This is a genomic window from Arthrobacter sp. 18067 (genome assembly GCF_902706295.1).
GTDB lineage: Bacteria > Actinomycetota > Actinomycetes > Actinomycetales > Micrococcaceae > Arthrobacter.
On the sequence record NZ_CACSJJ010000006.1, the window covers coordinates 176105 to 194079 of the forward strand.

Sequence of the window (17975 nt, forward strand, 5' to 3'; positions counted from 1 at the left end):
ACTCCTGGGGGTGGCGCGCCGAAAATGCGAATGCGGGTCCGCGATTTCACGCACGGTCCCTGCTTGCCGCTCCCCAGCCAGGGTCAAACCAAGATCTTCAGTTATGGAACACAGGGTTTCTGCACCTGGTTGGTCGTTCCGAAGATCGGGACCGGATCCGGCAGCGGCTGAACTGAAGTTCATGCCGTAACCGGATCACCGGAACGAACAGGCCAAGTAGCCCTTGGCAGGAGTGTAGGGGTGTGGCCTGCCGACCACAAGGCGTTCCGGCAACAGATCCGTAGATTTCGCAGAATCGGCAGTAGATTTAGGGGGTACAACCACCCGGGCCACCCAGGAGAACCGAAGCGCCTTGCACCTGAAAAGTTTGACTGTCCGAGGATTCAAGTCGTTCGCGTCGGCCACGACGTTCGACTTTGAGCCCGGCGTCACTGCCGTCGTAGGGCCCAACGGGTCGGGCAAATCCAACGTTGTGGATGCCTTGGCCTGGGTTATGGGGGAGCAGGGTGCCAAGACCCTGCGTGGCGGCAAGATGGAAGACGTCATCTTCGCAGGCACCTCAGGCCGGCCACCCCTTGGCCGCGCGCATGTGTCCCTGACCATCGACAACGCGGACAACGCACTTCCCATCGAGTACAGCGAAGTGACCATCTCCCGGACGCTCTTCCGGACAGGTGGATCCGAGTACGCCATCAATGGCGCACCGTGCCGGCTTCTTGACATCCAGGAACTTCTGTCCGACTCCGGCCTGGGCCGTGAAATGCACGTCATTGTGGGTCAGGGCCAATTGGACCGGGTCCTGCACGCCACTCCTGAAGACCGCCGCGGCTTCATTGAGGAAGCCGCGGGCATTCTCAAGCATCGCCGCCGTAAGGAAAAAACCGTCCGCAAACTCGAGGCCATGCAGGCCAACCTGGCGCGGCTCGGTGACCTGACAGCGGAAATCCGGCGGCAACTCACTCCGTTGGGAAAGCAGGCAGAAATCGCCCGCCGGGCCCAAACAGTCCAGTTCGATGTCCGGGACGCCAGGGCGCGGCTCCTGGCGGACGACCTCGTTCAGCTGACAACCAGTCTTGAACAGGATGTTGTCGACGAAGCCGCGCTCAAGGAACGCCGCCAGGTTGTGGAAGCGGGGCTGGGACTTGGACGGCGACGCCAGGCTGCCCTGGAGCAGCAGGCGGCCGAAGCAACCCCGAAGCTCAATGCCGCCCGCGACCATTGGTATCAGCTTTCCGCCGGCCGGGAGCGCTTGCGTTCCCTGGGTTCCCTGGCTTCCGAACGCCGCAGGCTCCTGGGGTCCTCGGAAGCCACCGCTGAGACGGGGCGGGACCCGGAACAGCTTGAACGCCAAGCGGCCCGTGTCCGTGAGGAAGAATCGGCCTTGGAACACGACATCCTGGCCAAACAAGCAGCACTCCTTGAAGCTACCGTGGCCAAGGACGCCGCTGAGTCCCTGGCGGCGGCAGAAGACAAACGACTGACGGCCATGCTCCGCGCTGCCGCCGACCGCAGGGAAGGGCTCGCCAGGCTTGCCGGCCAAGTGGCCGCGGCCCGGTCCAAAGCGGAAGCCGCCGAGGCTGAACGCGGCCGGCTCAGGGAATCCCTCGCGTCAGGTGATGAACGGCGTCGCAAGGCCCACAGCGAATTCACTGCCCTTGAATCCCAAGTGGCTGGCGTTGAAGACGGCGAAGAAAGCCTCGACGCCGAATATGAAAATGCCAATGACGTCCTGGACGCTGTCCTCGCCGAGATCGAAGAATTGAAAGCCACTGAGCGGGAGGCCGTCCGCGAGAGGGATGCCCTGACTGCACGACGCGATGCGCTGCAACTGGGGCTCAACCGCAAGGATGGTTCCGGCAGTCTCTTGGGGGCCGAAGGCATTCTTGGCCCCTTGGCCGCCTTGGTTGCCATCGAGCCTGGGTTCGAGCCCGCTATCGCCGCCGCTCTGGGAAGTGCCTCGGACGCCCTGATAGTAACAGATGCGCAAAGCGCAGCAGCAGCAATCATGTCCTTGAAGGATGACGACGCCGGCCGTGCGGCCTTGCTCCTGGCCGGCAGTTTTGCCGGCGATGACCAAGCCCCGGCCGACGCATTGCTTCCCCCCGGCAGCCGCTGGGCCTCCGACGTCGTGAAGATCTCCGACCCCGCAGCCCAAGGGGCGTTGACGCTGTTGGTGGGGACCGTCGTCGTCGATGACATTCACGCGGCGGCTGCGCTCGTCTCTGAACAACCGGCGCTTAAGGCGGTCACGCGCGAGGGCGACGTCTTTACGGCCCTGACTATTACTGGCGGCTCGGCAACTGCGCCGTCCCTGCTGGAGGTCCAGGCAGCAGTGGACGACGCCGAAGCCCGCCTCCGGGAGGTCACTGCCCGCTTGGAGCGTGGCCGGTTCGCCTTGGCCGGCGCCCAGTCCCGCCGCGCCGAGGCGCAGGACAGGGCCGATGGCGCCCTGGAGCGCTTGCACGAATCCGATGCCCGACTCGCTGCAGTTGCCGAGCGCCTTGGCCACCTCAATTCTGTTCTTCGCAGTGCCGTGGGCGAAAGCGATCGGCTGGCCGCATCCATGGCCAAGGCGGACGCCAACATAGCTGCCGCCGAACTGGACCTTGAAGTCGCTGCGGAACGGCTCGCCGCCGCCCAGGAAGCGCCGGACGAGGAACCGTCCACGGATCAGCGTGACGAACTCGCCGCGCAAGCCAGGACTGCCCGTTCCCTTGAAACAGAAGCCAGGCTGGCCTTGAGGACTGCGGAAGAGCAGTTGGGTGCCATCAGCAACCGGGCCACGTCGCTTGAGCGGGCTGCGGCGACAGAACGCCGCGCCCGTGAAGAGGCGGCCCGAAGGGCACAGCGGCGCCGGGCACAGGCGCAACGTGCTTCTGCCGTTGCGTCAGCGGTGGAGCAGGCACTGCGGTTCATCGATGTCTCAGTGGAGGTGGCGGGCTGGGAGCGTGACCTCGCCGAGCAGACACGTGAGCAACTTGAGAAGGAGCTCTCCGAAGTCCGGTCCGGTAACGATGCCCTGGCCAAGGAGCTTGCCGAACTGACGGACTCCGTACACCGGGACGAGATGGCGCGGACCCAGCAGCGGCTGCGCATCGAAGCCCTTGAAACGCGCTCCATCGAGGAACTCGGCCTTTCCGCGGAGCAACTCGTTGCTGACTATGGCCCCCACCTGCCTGTGCCAGTACCTGCCGGCACCACCACGGACAAGTGGGCCGAACTCCGTGCCCCTGTGGATGCGAATGGCGAAGAAATCGTTGAAGGCATTCCGTTCGCCCGGGCTGAGCAGGAAAAAAGACTCAAGAAGGCTGAGCGGGAGCTGGCTGCACTGGGCAAAGTGAACCCGCTCGCCCTGGAGGAATTTGCCGCCCTGGAAGAACGTCACCAGTTCCTCAGCTCGCAGCTCGAAGACCTCAAGTCCAGCCGCAAGGACCTGCTGGACATCATCAGAGAGGTGGACGCGAGGGTCCAACAGGTCTTTACCGAGGCCTTCGCCGATACATCGGCCCAGTTCGACCACGTCTTTGCCCGTCTCTTCCCCGGCGGCGAGGGCAAGCTGGTGCTCACGGACCCTGATGACATGCTGACTACAGGAATCGAAGTGGAAGCCCGGCCGGCTGGCAAGAAGATCAAGAGGCTTTCGTTGCTCTCCGGCGGTGAGCGTTCCCTGACGGCAGTGGCCCTGTTGGTGGCGATCTTCAAAGCCCGGCCCTCGCCGTTCTACGTCATGGATGAAGTGGAAGCGGCCTTGGACGATACCAACCTGGGGCGCCTCATCACCATCTTTGAGGAACTGCGGGAGTCCAGCCAGTTGATCGTGATTACCCACCAGAAGCGCACCATGGAAGTGGCTGACGCCCTCTACGGCGTGACGATGAGGGGTGACGGCGTCTCCACCGTGATCAGCCAGAGGCTCGGTGCCGGGGCATAGCTTTATGAGAAGGTAGGGGAGTGAACGATTTCCTACCCATAATTCTGTCCATTCTCGCTGCGCTCGTGGTGGTCGGCGGACTCGTGCCGGTGCTGCTGAAGGCCCGGAAGTCCGGGGCAAAGTACCCCGGAACGCGGGATGCGAACGATCCCCTGCAGTCGTCGGCAGCAAGCGGCGGAACCCTGGTGGAGGACCGCCCGGACTCGGTGAAGGCGCCGGCGCCGACGTTTGACGGAACCGTCGAAGGCACTGATGTACCTGATGACGTCGCAGGGCTCGAAACAATCGCCATTGACACGCCGGCCCCGGTGGAGGGTCGCCTGACCCGCCTGCGCGCCCGCCTGGTTAAGTCCAACAGCATCCTGGGCAAGGGTCTGCTGGCATTGTTGTCGGGCGACAAGATCGACGAAAACGTGTGGGACGAGGTTGAAGAAACCCTCCTGCTGGCTGACCTTGGCACCGAACCAACCATGCAGTTGGTCGAGGCCTTGCGGGAGCGTGTCAAGGTGCTCGGCACCCGGAGTCCCGAGGACGTCAAGGCCATGCTCCGCGAAGAACTCATCAAGCTGGTGGATCCCGATATGGATCGCTCCTTGAATGTCGAACGGAAGGGTGACCGGCCCGCCGTCGTGCTTGTTGTCGGTGTCAACGGCGTCGGCAAGACCACTACCGTCGGCAAGCTTGCCCGCGTCCTGGTGGCCGAAGACAAGGACGTGCTTCTGGGCGCAGCCGACACCTTCCGCGCCGCGGCCGCCGAGCAGCTGGCCACGTGGGGACAACGCGTTGGAGTGCCCACCGTGAAGTCGGATATCGACGGCGCAGATCCCGCCTCGGTTGCCTACGAAGCCGTGAAGGCCGGCATCGACCAGGAAGTCGATGTGGTCATGGTGGACACTGCAGGGCGCCTGCAGAACAAGACCGGCCTGATGGACGAGCTCGGCAAGGTCAAGCGCGTCATCGAGAAACTGGCTGAAGTGGACGAGGTCCTGCTCGTCCTGGACGCCACCACAGGGCAGAACGGCCTCAACCAGGCCCGCGTGTTCGCCGAGGTGGTCAACATCACGGGCATCGTGCTGACCAAGCTTGATGGCACAGCCAAGGGCGGCATCGTTGTCGCCATCCAGAAGTCCTTGGGTGTCCCCGTCAAGCTGATCGGCCTGGGCGAAGGCCCGGATGACCTCGCGCCGTTCGACGCCGAAGCCTTTGTGGACGCGCTGCTCAACTAGCGTTGCCTGGCTGACTGGCATTCGTGGTTGTCCTGAGTCCCCGGAACAACCACGAATGCCGGTCAGTTTTTGGGTTTAAGGGGCTCTCTTGCCAGCAGCCAGCCTGCTGCCGTGAGGAGGAGCACGCCGCCTGTGATGTCGAACGCCCAGCCATAGCCGAGGCGGTCGGCAAGCAGGCCTGCCACGACCGGGCCAATGATGGCCCCGGTGTCCGCGGCCATTTGGAAGACCGCCAACACCTTGCCGCCGGAGCGTCCCCGGCCAATGACATCGGCGACGGCGGCTTGCTGCGCCGGACCCAACAAACCTGAGCCGAATCCTGCCACTGCCGAAGCAATGAGGAATGCCGGCAAATCCGTGGTCAACCCAATGACGCCTGTGGCCAGGCCGGTGATGACCAGGCCAGGGATGAGCAGGGGCTTGCGACCCCAGGCATCAGCCAATCGCCCGGAGAAGGTCAGGGCGGTGGCGTTGCCCACGGCAAAGATGGCCAATGCCCACGCAGCCGTCTCCGGCTTCGACTGCAGGACAGCCACTGCGAACAGCGGGATCGTGGCCATACGGACGCCGAACGTCACCCAGCCGTTGCCGAAACTCGAGAACACTGCGGCCCGGTATGCGGAGTCGGCCAGTGCTTCCTTCAAGGTCATGGCCGGCGCCGTCGCAGCATCTTCCGCCGCATTGCCCTCGCCGCTCAGCATGGTCCGGACCACCAAGGCTGCCACCAGCAGGGCACCGGCGTAGGCAAGGAAAGGCACGCGGAGGCCGAAGCCTGCCAGCAAACCTCCTACTACAGGTCCCAGCACGCTCCCGATAAGGAAAGCAGAAGCGTAGGCCCCGGAGACCCGCCCGCGCCGCTCCGGCGGAGCCAACCGGATGAGCAAGCCCATGGCAGCAACCGTAAACATAACGGAGCCGGCGCCACCAAGGCCGCGGAAGATCAGCAGTTGCCAGTAGTCCTGGGCGAAGGCGCATGCCGCAGTGGACACGGCCACGATCAGCAAGCCTGAAACGTAGACATTCCGCTCGCCGAACCGTCCGATCAAGGCGCCTCCCGCCGGGGCAAAAACGAGCCTCATGAAGGCGAAGATGCTGACGATCACGGCGGCGGCGGTAGCGCCGACGTCGAACGTCGTGGCGAATTGCGGAAGAACCGGCGCCACCAGGCCAAAGCCCAGCGCGATCAGGAACGCCGCAGCCAACATCACCTTGATGTCGCGGGGCAAGGGTGTTTTCTCCTGCCGGACCCTTGGAGCTTTGACGGATCTGGGCGACTGGGTCATACGGGAGTGGTCCTTCAAGGTGGTTCGGGGCTCATCTGGTCAAAAGGTGCGTATTTTCGGTGAAGTCTGACGCCTGAAACATATCCGTAACACCGAAGATATGCACCATTTACGTTGGGGAGGTTGTTGTAACCGGCGCGCAATATAAAACCCGCGCAGGTGAAACACGGCGGCACAAAACTCTTAAGCAGGACGCAAACGGCGTCAGGACAGCGGTTGAACCGCAGATCTAGCAAGAGAGGAACGTGCACCATGGAACTTACCGCAGGTCACGTATGGGTCATGGTGGCAGCCGCGCTTGTGCTGTTCATGACACCCGGTCTGGCATTCTTCTACGGCGGCATGACACGCGCCAAGGCAGCCCTGAACATGATGATGATGAGCTTCATCTCCATCGGCATCGTCGGCGTTGTCTGGGTGCTGTGGGGCGCGTCAATGAGCTCCGGCGAAGGCTTCATGGAAATCGTGGGCAACCCGTTCGCCACCTTCGGCCTCGAAGGCATCGATACCCCGGACGGCTTGATCAAGGTTGGTTATGCGGCCACCTTCGCCATCATCACCGTTGCACTTATCAGTGGCGCAATCGCCGACCGAGCCAAGTTTGGCGCCTGGACCATCTTCGTTCCGGTCTGGGTCACCCTGGTTTATTGCCCACTGGCCTACATGGTCTGGGGCGGCGGCCTGTTCGGTCCTGAAGGCGCAATCGGCAAGGCCCTCGGCCCGGCCATCGACTTCGCCGGTGGCACCGTGGTGCACATCAACGCCGGTGTGGCGGCACTCGTCCTGGTTCTCATCATCGGCAACCGCCGCGGCTTCGGCAAGGACCCGAACCACCGCCCGCACAACATCCCGTTCGTCATGCTCGGCGCAGCAATCCTGTGGTTCGGCTGGTTCGGCTTCAACGGTGGTGCAGCAACCACCGCCGAACAGGGCGGCCTGATCTGGATCAACACCCTCGCAGCTCCCGCAGCGGCGATGATCGGCTGGCTCATCACTGAACGCATCCGTGACGGACACCCGACGTCGCTCGGCGCAGCATCCGGTGTGGTTGCCGGCCTTGTAGCCATCACCCCCGCTTGTGCCAACGTCAGCCCGATCGGCGCACTGGGGCTCGGTGTAGTTGCAGGTGTGGCCTCGGCCCTGGCAGTCGGCCTCAAATTCCGCTGGGGCTTCGATGACTCCCTGGACGTTGTAGGCGTCCACCTGGTTTCCGGCATCATCGGCACCGTGGCACTGGGCTTCATCGCCCTTCCCGCCGACGGCGTGGGCGGCGGCCTCTTCTACGGCGGCGGCATGACCCAGATGTGGGCCCAGCTCGCAGCAGCCGGCATCGCCATCGCCTTCTCGGCCATCATGACGGCCATCATCGCCTTCGCCATCCACAAGACCATGGGCTTCCGGGTCTCCACGGAGCAGGAGAACGTTGGCGTTGACCTCAGCCTCCATGCTGAGACGGCTTACGAGTTCGGTGTCAACGGCCACGGCGGCAGCTTCCAGCCGCTGCACGAGGCCATGACTGGAAAGTCGGAGACCGCAGCAGCCAAGAGTCCCGCAGAAGGCAAGGAGAGTGTCCAGGCATGAAGCTCATCACAGCGATCGTCCGTCCCGAAAAGCTTGAAGCAGTCCGGGAAGGCCTCGAAGCATACGGGGTCCAAGGCCTGACGGTCAGCGCGGCGAGCGGCTACGGCCGCCAGCGCGGATACACCGAGGTGTATCGCGGAGCAGAGTACAACGTGGATCTGCTGCCTAAGATCCGCATCGAGGTTCTCGCCACGGATGAGCAGGCAGACGACATCCTGGATGTCCTCATCGCCAGCTCCAACACCGGCCGCGCCGGTGACGGCAAAGTGTGGACCGTGGATGTCTACGAAGCAGTCCGGGTCAGGACCGGGGAGCGCGGCGCAGCCGCAATCTAAGCTCCTGACACAGCACAGCGGGCCGGGTACCAGTCAAGGTACCCGGCCCGCTGTTGCGTCGCCCCTGTGCTCAGTCACCAGCCGTCGCTGGTCAACAACTGTCTTTAGTCCACGACGGCGGTGGGCCAGTCCGCCGGCCCCTCGCTCCCGGCGTCGTACTCGTCCAGCGGGACGTCGCCGCTTTCCCAGGCGCGGAGGACCGGCTCGACGATCCTCCAGCAATCCTCGGCGGTGTCGCCGCGAACGGACAGGAGGGGGTCGCCGGTGAGGATGCCTTCCAGGACTTCTCCGTAAGGCAGCATTCCGGGTGCGTTGAGCTCGGCCACCAGGCTGGCCCGGTCCAGCGTGAAAATGTCGCCGGGGCCGTTTACATCGACGTCGAGCTGCAGCAGGTCCGGACCAAAGCCGATCCGTAATTGGTTGGGAGAGTCCACGCCCGAGAAGCCCTTGGGCAGGTGGGGGACAGGGCGGAAGGTGATAACCGCCTCCTTGCGCCTGCGTCCCATGGCTTTGCCGGAACGAAGGATGAAGGGGACGCCCTTCCAACGCCAGTTGTCGATGTCCACGCGCACTTCTGCGAGGGTTTCGGTATTACGTGACGGGTCCACGCCTTCCTCGGCGGCGTAGTCCGGTACGGTCCTTTCGCCGAGTGTTCCCGCTGTGTAACGGGCGCGACGCGTGGAATCGCCGTACGGGGCTTTGATGCTGCTTGCTCGCAACACGGTTGCCACAGCGTCACGAAGGTCCCGTTCCTCGATGGTGGCGGGAGCATCAATGGCCAGGAACGCCATGATGTGGAGGAGGTGGCTCTGGATCATGTCCCGCAGCGCACCGGCTGTGTCGTAGTAGCGGGCCCTGCCCTCAAGGGCGAGGTCCTCGTCGAAAATGACCTCCACCTTCTCGATGTGTTCGCGGTTCCACACCGGCTCCAGGAACCTGTTGGCGAAGCGAAGGCCCAGGATGTTAAGCACCGTTGCCTTGCCCAGGAAGTGGTCCACACGGTGGATGTGGTCCTCGGGGACCAATGCGGCCAAGGTCCTGTTCAGCTCGTGGGCGGATTCGGTGCCCGACCCGAAGGGCTTCTCCATGACCAGCCGCGTCCCGGCGGGCAGTTGTTCGGGATGAAGTACTTCGCAGGCTTTCTGGCTGACATGTGGTGGCAAAGCGAAGTAGATGGCGATCGGCCCCTGAAGCCGTGCCAGCAGCTCGGACAAAGGTCCGTCGGCCGTGACATCCACCTGCTGGTATTCGGTGCCTTCGGCAACGGCGGCCAAGGCGGCGCGCCCGGCGGTGTCGGTTGATTTCGATGCAGCCTCAAAGGCGCCGTTGACCCTTTGCTTCCATTGCTCGGGAGACCAGGGATCGGATCCCGCGCCCACCAATCGGAGCCCTGGAGCCCGCCCTGAAGCCAAGAGTCCGGCCAGTCCCGGGAGGAGCAGCCTGCCGGTGAGGTCCCCGGACGCGCCGAGGATGAGCAAGGTTTTTACGGTTGTTTTGCTGGTCACTGTGCCAGCATGCCATCTTGCAGGTGCGACTTGGTACCCTAGATAGTCGAGTCCCGTAGTTGAGTCGTATTTGCCCGGGGCAAGAATCGTCAAGACTCTGGTGTGCCGCATTGGCCGCCATTCGTAGACCATCGAAAGAAGTGCACGGCGCGTGTTCAATTCACTCTCTGACCGGTTGACAGCAACCTTCAAGAACCTCCGTGGCAAGGGCCGCCTCACCGAGGCTGACGTCGATGCCACTGTCCGGGAGATTCGCCGCGCCCTGCTGGACGCGGATGTTGCCGTGTCCGTGGTCCGCGAGTTCACCGGCCGTGTCCGCGAACGCGCCTTGGGCGCTGAGGTCTCGGGAGCGTTGAACCCGAGCCAGCAGATCGTGAAGATCGTCAACGAGGAACTCAAGGAGATCCTCGGCGGCGAGACCCGCCGTATCCGCTTGGCAAAGACCGGCCCCACCATCATCATGCTCGCCGGCCTCCAAGGTGCCGGCAAGACCACCCTCGCCGGGAAGCTGTCCAAATGGCTCAAGGCGCAGGGCCACAGCCCCCTGTTGGTAGCTTGCGACCTCCAGCGCCCCAACGCTGTCACGCAGCTCCAGGTTGTTGGCCAGCGCGCCGGTGTTCCGGTCTTCGCTCCGCACCCCGGTGCAACCTCCGAACTTGAGCATCCCGCCGGTGATCCTGTGGCAGTTGCCAAGGCCGGCGTCGAGGAAGCCCGCCAGAAGCTGCACGACGTCGTCATCGTCGATACCGCCGGCCGTCTCGGCGTCGACGCCGAGATGATGGACCAGGCCCGACGCATCCGTCAGGCGATCATCCCCAACGAAGTCCTCTTCGTGATCGACTCCATGATCGGCCAGGATGCCGTCAACACGGCGATGGCCTTCGACGAAGGCGTCAATTTCACGGGCATCGTGCTGTCCAAGCTCGACGGCGATGCCCGCGGCGGTGCCGCGCTGTCGGTTGCGTCCGTTACCGGTAAGCCGGTCATGTTCGCGTCCACCGGTGAAGGCCTGGACGACTTTGAGCTCTTCCACCCGGACCGCATGGCTTCCCGCATCCTGGATATGGGTGACGTCCTCACCCTGATCGAACAGGCTGAAAAGGCGTGGGACAAGGACGAAGCCGCCAGGATGGCGAAGAAGTTCGCCGACCAGGAAGACTTCACCCTGGACGACTTCCTCGCCCAGATGCAGCAGATCCGCAACATGGGCTCCATGAAGAAGATGCTCATGATGATGCCGGGTGCGCAGAACATCCGTCAGCAGCTTGAGAACTTCGACGAAAAAGAGATCGACCGCGTCGAAGCAATCGTCCGCTCCATGACTCCTCACGAGCGCGTTGCTCCCAAGATCATCAACGGCTCACGCCGGGCCCGTATCGCCAAAGGTTCAGGCGTCCACGTTTCCGAAGTCAACGGACTGCTGGAGCGTTTCGCCCAGGCCCAGAAGATGATGAAGAAACTGGCTCAGGGCGGCGGCATGCCAGGTATGCCGGGCATGCCCGGACTGGGTGGCCCCGGTGGCGGACGCAAGAACGGTAAGAACGCTCCCAAGAAGAAGGCCCGTTCCGGCAACCCTGCAAAGGCAGCCCAGGAACTGCGTGATGCCGAGGCCAAACGGGCCAATGCCGCTTCGGCAGCACCCACGGGCGCAGCTTTCGGACAGGGTGCCGCGGACTTCGACCCGTCGTCGCTGAATCTTCCCAAGGGCTTCGACAAGTTCCTCGGCAAGTAGATAATGCATCCCAAGGAGCCGGGATTTCCGGCGCCTTGGGATGTCAGAGGCGTGGAATAGGCTGAACCAATGCATAAGCAGCGCGTAGTCTTCGTCCACGGCCTGGGCAGTTTCGGCGCCGCGGCATGGCCGAAGCAACATGGCATGGCCCTGGCTTTCGACGCGCTGTTCCTTCGGCGCCACGGCTTTGATGCCATCGCCGAACCTGTGGAATCCAATGTGGCGGCGGACGTAGCCATTGTGATCAACGCGCTGGGTGATTCGGGCGGCGGCCACATTGTGGCTCACGAGCAAGGCGCCATCTCCTCCATGCTCGCAGCCATCGAACGCCCTGATCTGGTGCACTCGCTCACCTTGGTGGAGCCCGCCTGTTTGTCGTTGACGGCAGAACTCCCGGCGACGGGATCCCATCGGGCCCTCATGGAACCGCTGTTCGATGTAAGGAACCAGCTCAACGACGTCGATTACCAGCGTGAGTTCTACCGCCGGGCCTTCTCTGCCGAAACCGGAGGGTTGGACAGTCCCGAAGCGCGGCGTGCCGCCCACAGGCTCAGGCTCCAGGCCCCGCCTTGGGAGGCGCCGCTCCACATCGTTCCGGGGGTTCCCACCTTGGTCCTCACCGGTGGGTGGGAACCCCTCTATGAGGAAATCGCAGGATACCTCCAGGAAACCGGTGCCCTCCGCCGCGTGGCAGCGGGAGGACACCGGCCCCAGGATTCACCTGAAGGGGACCGAACCATCCGCTCCTTTATCGCGGACGTCGGCCGGGCTATGTCAGTTCAGGCTTCCTGAGCTGCTGTTGCCTTGGCTTGCAGGGACCTGGAGTTCGGGCAAGTACACCTTCCCGCCCGAGGCCAGGAATTCCTGGCTCTTCTCGCGCATGCCGTCGTACATACCTGCGATCGCCGCCTGGGATTCGGCTGACCCGTATTCGTCCCGGATGTCCTGGCTGATGCGCATGGAGCAGAATTTGGGGCCGCACATCGAGCAGAAGTGCGCCGTCTTTGCCGGCTCGGCGGGCAGTGTTTCGTCGTGGAAGGCTTCGGCCGTCACGGGGTCCAGGGAAAGCGCAAACTGGTCCCGCCAGCGGAACTCGAAGCGTGCCTTGGACAGGGCATCATCGCGTTCATGCGCACCAGGGTGGCCCTTGGCGAGGTCGGCTGCGTGGGCGGCGATCTTGTAGGTGATGACCCCGGTCTTGACATCGTCCTTGTTCGGTAGTCCGAGGTGCTCCTTTGGGGTCACGTAACAGAGCATGGCCGTGCCGTAACGGGCGATTTCAGTAGCACCGATTGCCGAGGTGATGTGGTCGTAGCCGGGGGCGATGTCAGTGACCAAGGGACCGAGCGTGTAGAACGGGGCTCCCTTGCAGAGTTCCTGCTGCCGCTCCACATTCTCACGGACCAGGTGGAAGGGAACGTGGCCGGGGCCTTCCACCATGACCTGGACATCGAATTCCCACGCGCGTTGCGTCAGCTCCGCTAGCGTGTCCAGTTCGGCAAACTGGGCGGCGTCGTTGGCGTCGGCAATGGATCCGGGGCGCAGCCCATCACCCAACGAGAACGAGACATCGTACTGGGCGAAAATTTCGCACAACTCGTCAAAGTGGGTGTAGAGGAAGTTTTCCTGATGGTGTGCCAGGCACCAGCCAGCCATGATCGAACCGCCACGGGAAACGATGCCCGTGACCCGGTTGGCTGTGAGCGGCACATACCGCAGGAGCACCCCTGCATGGATGGTCATGTAGTCCACGCCCTGCTCGCATTGCTCGATCACAGTGTCGCGGAAGATTTCCCATGTCAGCTTGTTGGCCTCGCCGTTGACTTTTTCGAGCGCCTGGTAGATGGGGACTGTTCCGATCGGAACGGGGGAGTTGCGGATGATCCATTCGCGGGTGGTGTGGATGTCATCGCCCGTGGAGAGGTCCATGACGGTATCAGCGCCCCATTGGGCGGCCCATTGCAGTTTGTCCACTTCCTCGGCGATGGAGCTGGTGACGGCCGAGTTTCCAATGTTTGCGTTGATCTTGACCAGGAAGGCCTTACCGATGATCATCGGTTCGGATTCGGGGTGGTTGATGTTGTTGGGGATGATGGCCCGGCCTGCGGCGACTTCGCCGCGAACCAATTCAACATCGCAGTTCTCCCGCAGTGCGACGAACTGCATTTCCGGCGTCACGACGCCCTGTTTCGCGTAGCGCATTTGGGTGACGGTCTTGCCTTCGACGGCACGGCGGGGCACCGGTTGCGCGCCCTTCCACTCCGCTGACGCCGCTCCGCGCCGGACCGCGGACTTACCGTCGTCGAGCAGGTTCCGTTCGCGGCCCGAGTAGGGTTCGGTGTCTGCGCGCGCTTCGATCCATGGTGCCCGGAAAGGCTCGAGTCCCACCACAGGATCGCTGCCTGGACCCGCCGTTCGGTACACCTGCAACGGCGTATTCGCCTGCCCGTTGGGGGAGGGTTCCAGCGCAATCTCGGTTATCGGCACGCGGATCCCGTGGTCGGGATCTTCCAACCACGTCATTGAATGGGACTTCAGCGATTGCGTAACGGGTTCCGCCGCATTTACGCCGGAACCGGGCTGGTTTTGGCCTGCGTCGAACTGGTTTTGGCCTGAGTTGAACTGGTTTTGGACAGGGCTGTGCTGTGTTTCGGTGGTGCTCAAAGGATTACTCACTTCCTTCGCCGGCATTACCCGGACAGGTTCAACGGTCGCAGACTGCGTCAGCCCGATCTCAGCCCCTGCAGGGGCCCCCGTGTGGTCGTAGATGAAGCTACCACAGCTGCCAACGGGCACCCAGTCACATGAACGCACCAGCTTCCAAAGCACTGCTGCGGACTAGGCTTTTGCCATGGCCAACATCATCGAATTCAATGGACCTGTCCTAGTCTCGGCGGACGAAGAGCGCCACGGGATGTGGTCTGTTGACGGAGTCCTGACCTTCGAACGCCCCACGGCCACTCCGGACCGGGTGCTGGATGGCTGGGTCCTGCCGGGCTTTGTTGATGCCCACTGCCACATCGGGCTTGGCGCAGGCGGGGCGGTTGACGACCAGGTCACCTTGGCGCAGGCGCAGGCCGATCTCAACGCAGGAACGCTGCTGATCCGAGATTGTGGATCACCCAGTGACACCCGCTGGGTTCAGCAACGGACAGACTTGCCCCGCCTGATCAGGGCAGGACGGCACATTGCCAGGAGCCGGCGCTACCTTCGCGGTCTGGGCCACGAAATTGAACCGGAGCAGCTGGTGGAGACGGTTCGCAAGGAAGCGCGCGACGGCGATGGCTGGGTGAAACTGGTGGGCGACTGGATCGATCGGGGCGTCGGCGACCTCGCTGAGTCATTTCCTGCAAAGATCCTCAAGGATGCCATCTCAGCTGCCCACGATGAGGGTGCCAGGGTCACTGCCCACTGCTTCGCGGAGGACACCATCGACCACATGCTGGACGCCAATATCGACTGCATCGAACATGCCACTGGCCTCCTGCCGCGGCACATCCCCCGTTTGGTTGATCAGGCGGTGCCCATCGTTCCGACCCTGGTCAACATCGCCACCTTCCCGGATATCGCCGCGCAGGCAGCGTCAAAGTTTCCGGTGTATGCGGAGCACATGATGCGCCTGTGGGAGCGCAGGCGCGAGCGTGTGCAGGAGGCCTTTGAAGCAGGGGTCTCAATCTACGCAGGAACCGATGCGGGCAGCGTGATCAAGCACGGTCGGATTGCGGATGAAATGAGGGAACTGCACGACGCCGGCCTGCCGCCGGTGGCGGTCCTGGAAGCTGCGGCGTGGGGCGCCAGGAAGTGGCTGGGAGTGGAGGGCATCAGCGAGGGGGCTAGTGCCGACGTCGTGCTGTGCAGTGCCGATCCCAGGCGCCATCCGGAGACTGTGTCGGACCTCTTGCACATCGTCCTTCGAGGTGGCATCGCCCGTTAGGAATAAATTGAAGCTTCAAGTAATTTATAGAGGTAGAAGGTGCCGATGCGCGGCAACCTCAGAAACGGGAGCTTCACATGACCACACCACTCAGCCAGGATCTTCTGCCTGCCGAACTCACCATGGGCACCGTGATGCTCAAGGTGGGCGACATGAAGGTCATGAGCGACTACTATCAGCGGGCCCTTGGCCTGGAAGTCGTGGCCGAGCAGGACGGTGGGCTCTACCTGGGCCGCGTCGGAAAGCCCGTGGTCCACTTGGCCCCGGCATCCGGCCTGCAGATTCCCGGGCGCGGCGAAGCCGGCCTGTTCCACACGGCCATCCTGTTCCAGGACCAGCCTTCACTCGCGGCGACCATCGCAACGGCCGCCGAGTATGAGCCCCGCGCGTTTGCCGGAAGCGCCGATCACTTGGTCAGCGAAGCGTTCTACTTTACCGATCCTGAAGGTAATGGCATTGAGCTCTACTACGACAAGCCCCGGGAACTCTGGCAGTGGGACGGCGGGAATGTTGTGATGGACAACGTAGCCCTGCCCCCGCAACGCTTCCTCCAGCAGCACCTGAGCGAAGCCGCCGTGACGGGACAGCGCGAGGCGGCTGCCGGTATCGGGCACGTCCACCTGCAGGTGGGCGACGTTGCCACGGCCCAAAACTTTTACGTGGAGACCCTCGGTTTTGAGCGGACCGCAGGCTGGCACGGACAGGCGCTGTTCGTCTCCGCCGGCGGCTATCACCACCACATGGCCATGAATGTTTGGAACAGCCGCGGCGCCGGACCCCGGAAGGACACGCTCGGCCTGGGAGAAGTCCTGATCGAGGTCCCCGGCAGCGACGACGTTGCGGCTTTGGCGGACCGCCTGAAGACCGCGGGCGTGCAGAATCACCACACCGGTGCCGAACTCCAGTTCGAGGACCCTTGGCGGAACAAGCTGCGTGTTGCCGTTCGTTAGCCGCCACCTGTGCGTGTCGCCTGCGCGGGCCTTCCGCTGCACTAGGCTGGGCAGTGACGGCACGGAGTCATTCGGTTCCCGTGCCGCCGCCCCGTCAGCACGAAGGAATGAGAGTACTTTCCATGGGCTTTGCCGAAATATTTGTAGCCACCCACGACGAAGCACTCAAGCGCGCAGCTGCCCTGGATAAGGGCGCGGATGTGGCCGGTCCTGCCGTCAGGATCGATGGCATCACGGATTTTGAAGTCGAGCAGCTGGGTGACTTGGCCGGCCAGGCGGTCCATGCCGCCGGAGCTGACTACGAGCTTGCCCTGGTTGATGTCACCAGTGATGCACTCCTGGGTGTCCCCGAAGCCATGGTGAGGGCGCTTGCCGAACTGCTGACGTACGAGAGCGAAGGTGACGCCAACGTCCTCGACGACGTCGCTGTCGCCTGGGCCGCGCAGGACGACATGCCGTTCGACGCTGACCAATCACGCCAGTACGTCCAGCAATTGGCCGCCTTGGCCACGGATGTCGAAAAGGTGGAGCGCTCGGGGCTGTACGTCTGGTCCGAATAAGGGCCTCGGGTCCACTTCGCACGCAGCGTCCTGATCCAAAGAGTGGGCAACAACACACCGCACCACGTGGCGTAAGTCGTATTTGCTGCGGGCATCTGGCACAATAGACAGGTACTCGATCGGTGCGGCCCCTCTCTCCGTGCTCGTATCTTGTCCTTCGAACCGTCCAGTATGGCCCGCCCCACGGGTGCAGAACGTCGGGTTCACCTCGTTTCAGAAACAGGAGTGACCACAAAAGTGGCCGTAAAGATTCGCCTTAAGCGCTTCGGTAAGATGCGCGCACCGTACTACCGCATTGTCGTCATGGATGCCCGCGCCAAGCGCGACGGCCGTGCCATCGAAGAAATCGGCAAGTACCACCCCACCGAAGAGCCGTCGTACATCGAGGTCGCTTCCGAGCGCGCCCAGTACTGGCTTTCCGTTGGCGCCCAGCCGACCGAGCAGGTTGCCGCGATCCTCAAGATCACCGGTGACTGGCAGAAGTTCAAGGGCCTGCCGGGCCAGGAAGGCACCCTGAAGACCAAAGCTCCGAAGGAAGCCTTCGTAGCCCCGGAGAAGGGTTCCGTCATCATCCCGGAAGCCATCACCAAGAAGGCCAAGAAGGACGAAGCCGAAGCTCCGGCCGAGGCTGAAGCAGAGACCACCGAGGCTGAGTAAGTTGCTGGCAGAAGCGCTCGAGCACTTGGTCCGCGGGATCGTTGACAGCCCTGAGGATGTCAAGGTCAGTGCCAAGAACAACCGCCGCGGGGAATCCCTCGAGGTGCGTGTTCACCAAGAGGACCTCGGACGGGTGATCGGCCGTCAAGGACGTACCGCGCGTGCATTGCGCACAGTGGTTGCAGCCTTGGCAGGTGGCGAGCAGGTCAGGGTCGACGTCGTCGACACCGACCGCCGCCGGTAACGCGCTCAGCAATACTTGTCTTAGATCCGGCCCCTTC

At 63.3% G+C, this 17975-nt stretch carries 14 protein-coding genes and 1 riboswitch; of the genes, 11 read left to right on the plus strand and 3 right to left on the minus strand.

Annotated features, from left to right (window positions below; translation table 11 throughout):
* The first annotated feature begins 352 nt into the window (after positions 1-352).
* Together smc and ftsY are read left to right on the plus strand one after the other, a co-directional pair.
* Positions 353-3931, plus strand: a complete 3579-nt coding sequence (gene smc, locus GVL04_RS08135) for a chromosome segregation protein SMC (RefSeq protein WP_200846787.1) — start codon at positions 353-355, stop codon at positions 3929-3931.
* Positions 3932-3951: 20 nt separating this feature from the next.
* Positions 3952-5157, plus strand: coding sequence for a signal recognition particle-docking protein FtsY (gene ftsY, locus GVL04_RS08140; RefSeq protein ID WP_159702305.1), 1206 nt, complete (start codon positions 3952-3954; stop codon positions 5155-5157).
* A 62-nt stretch (positions 5158-5219) separates the two neighbouring features.
* Here the strand turns inward: ftsY and GVL04_RS08145 are convergent, their stop codons facing one another.
* Complete coding sequence (locus tag GVL04_RS08145) at positions 5220-6440, minus strand: MFS transporter (RefSeq protein ID WP_159702308.1); 1221 nt, start codon at positions 6438-6440, stop codon at positions 5220-5222.
* 252 nt (positions 6441-6692) lie between these two features.
* Here GVL04_RS08145 and GVL04_RS08150 point away from each other — a divergent pair, with 252 nt between their 5' ends.
* Together GVL04_RS08150 and GVL04_RS08155 are read left to right on the plus strand one after the other, a co-directional pair.
* Entirely contained in the window at positions 6693-8021 is a 1329-nt protein-coding gene (locus tag GVL04_RS08150) for an ammonium transporter (RefSeq protein ID WP_159702311.1), read from the plus strand.
* Complete coding sequence (locus GVL04_RS08155; protein WP_017199639.1) at positions 8018-8356, plus strand: P-II family nitrogen regulator; 339 nt, start codon at positions 8018-8020, stop codon at positions 8354-8356. Before GVL04_RS08150 ends, GVL04_RS08155 begins: the two co-directional genes overlap by 4 nt.
* Before the next feature lie 104 nt (positions 8357-8460).
* Here GVL04_RS08155 and GVL04_RS08160 read toward each other — a convergent pair whose 3' ends face one another.
* Positions 8461-9861, minus strand: a complete 1401-nt coding sequence (locus GVL04_RS08160) for a glucose-6-phosphate dehydrogenase (protein ID WP_159702314.1) — start codon at positions 9859-9861, stop codon at positions 8461-8463.
* Positions 9862-10012: 151 nt separating this feature from the next.
* Here GVL04_RS08160 and ffh point away from each other — a divergent pair, with 151 nt between their 5' ends.
* Positions 10013-11593, plus strand: a complete 1581-nt coding sequence (gene ffh, locus GVL04_RS08165; RefSeq protein WP_159702317.1) for a signal recognition particle protein — start codon at positions 10013-10015, stop codon at positions 11591-11593.
* A gap of 69 nt (positions 11594-11662) precedes the next feature.
* Positions 11663-12385: an alpha/beta fold hydrolase gene (locus GVL04_RS08170; protein ID WP_159702320.1), complete on the plus strand. Its 723-nt coding sequence runs from the start codon at positions 11663-11665 to the stop codon at positions 12383-12385.
* Here GVL04_RS08170 and thiC read toward each other — a convergent pair.
* Positions 12368-14257: a phosphomethylpyrimidine synthase ThiC gene (gene thiC, locus GVL04_RS08175; RefSeq protein ID WP_159702323.1), complete on the minus strand. Its 1890-nt coding sequence runs from the start codon at positions 14255-14257 to the stop codon at positions 12368-12370. The genes GVL04_RS08170 and thiC overlap by 18 nt on opposite strands.
* Positions 14253-14360, minus strand: a riboswitch (TPP riboswitch). It overlaps the preceding gene by 5 nt.
* Before the next feature lie 84 nt (positions 14361-14444).
* On the opposite strand from thiC, the gene GVL04_RS08180 reads away from it, so the two are divergent.
* The 5 genes from GVL04_RS08180 (at position 14445) to GVL04_RS08200 (ending at position 17938) form a co-directional block, all read left to right on the plus strand.
* Entirely contained in the window at positions 14445-15527 is a 1083-nt protein-coding gene (locus tag GVL04_RS08180) for an amidohydrolase family protein (protein WP_159702326.1), read from the plus strand.
* Positions 15528-15604: 77 nt separating this feature from the next.
* Positions 15605-16477: a VOC family protein gene (locus tag GVL04_RS08185; protein WP_159702329.1), complete on the plus strand. Its 873-nt coding sequence runs from the start codon at positions 15605-15607 to the stop codon at positions 16475-16477.
* A 122-nt stretch (positions 16478-16599) separates the two neighbouring features.
* Positions 16600-17037: a hypothetical protein gene (locus GVL04_RS08190; RefSeq protein WP_235036213.1), complete on the plus strand. Its 438-nt coding sequence runs from the start codon at positions 16600-16602 to the stop codon at positions 17035-17037.
* 237 nt (positions 17038-17274) lie between these two features.
* Positions 17275-17694, plus strand: a complete 420-nt coding sequence (gene rpsP, locus GVL04_RS08195; protein WP_017199647.1) for a 30S ribosomal protein S16 — start codon at positions 17275-17277, stop codon at positions 17692-17694.
* Position 17695: 1 nt separating this feature from the next.
* Positions 17696-17938 (plus strand): RNA-binding protein, encoded by a 243-nt coding sequence (locus GVL04_RS08200; protein ID WP_011775119.1) that lies wholly within the window; start codon positions 17696-17698, stop codon positions 17936-17938.
* Positions 17939-17975: the final 37 nt, after the last annotated feature.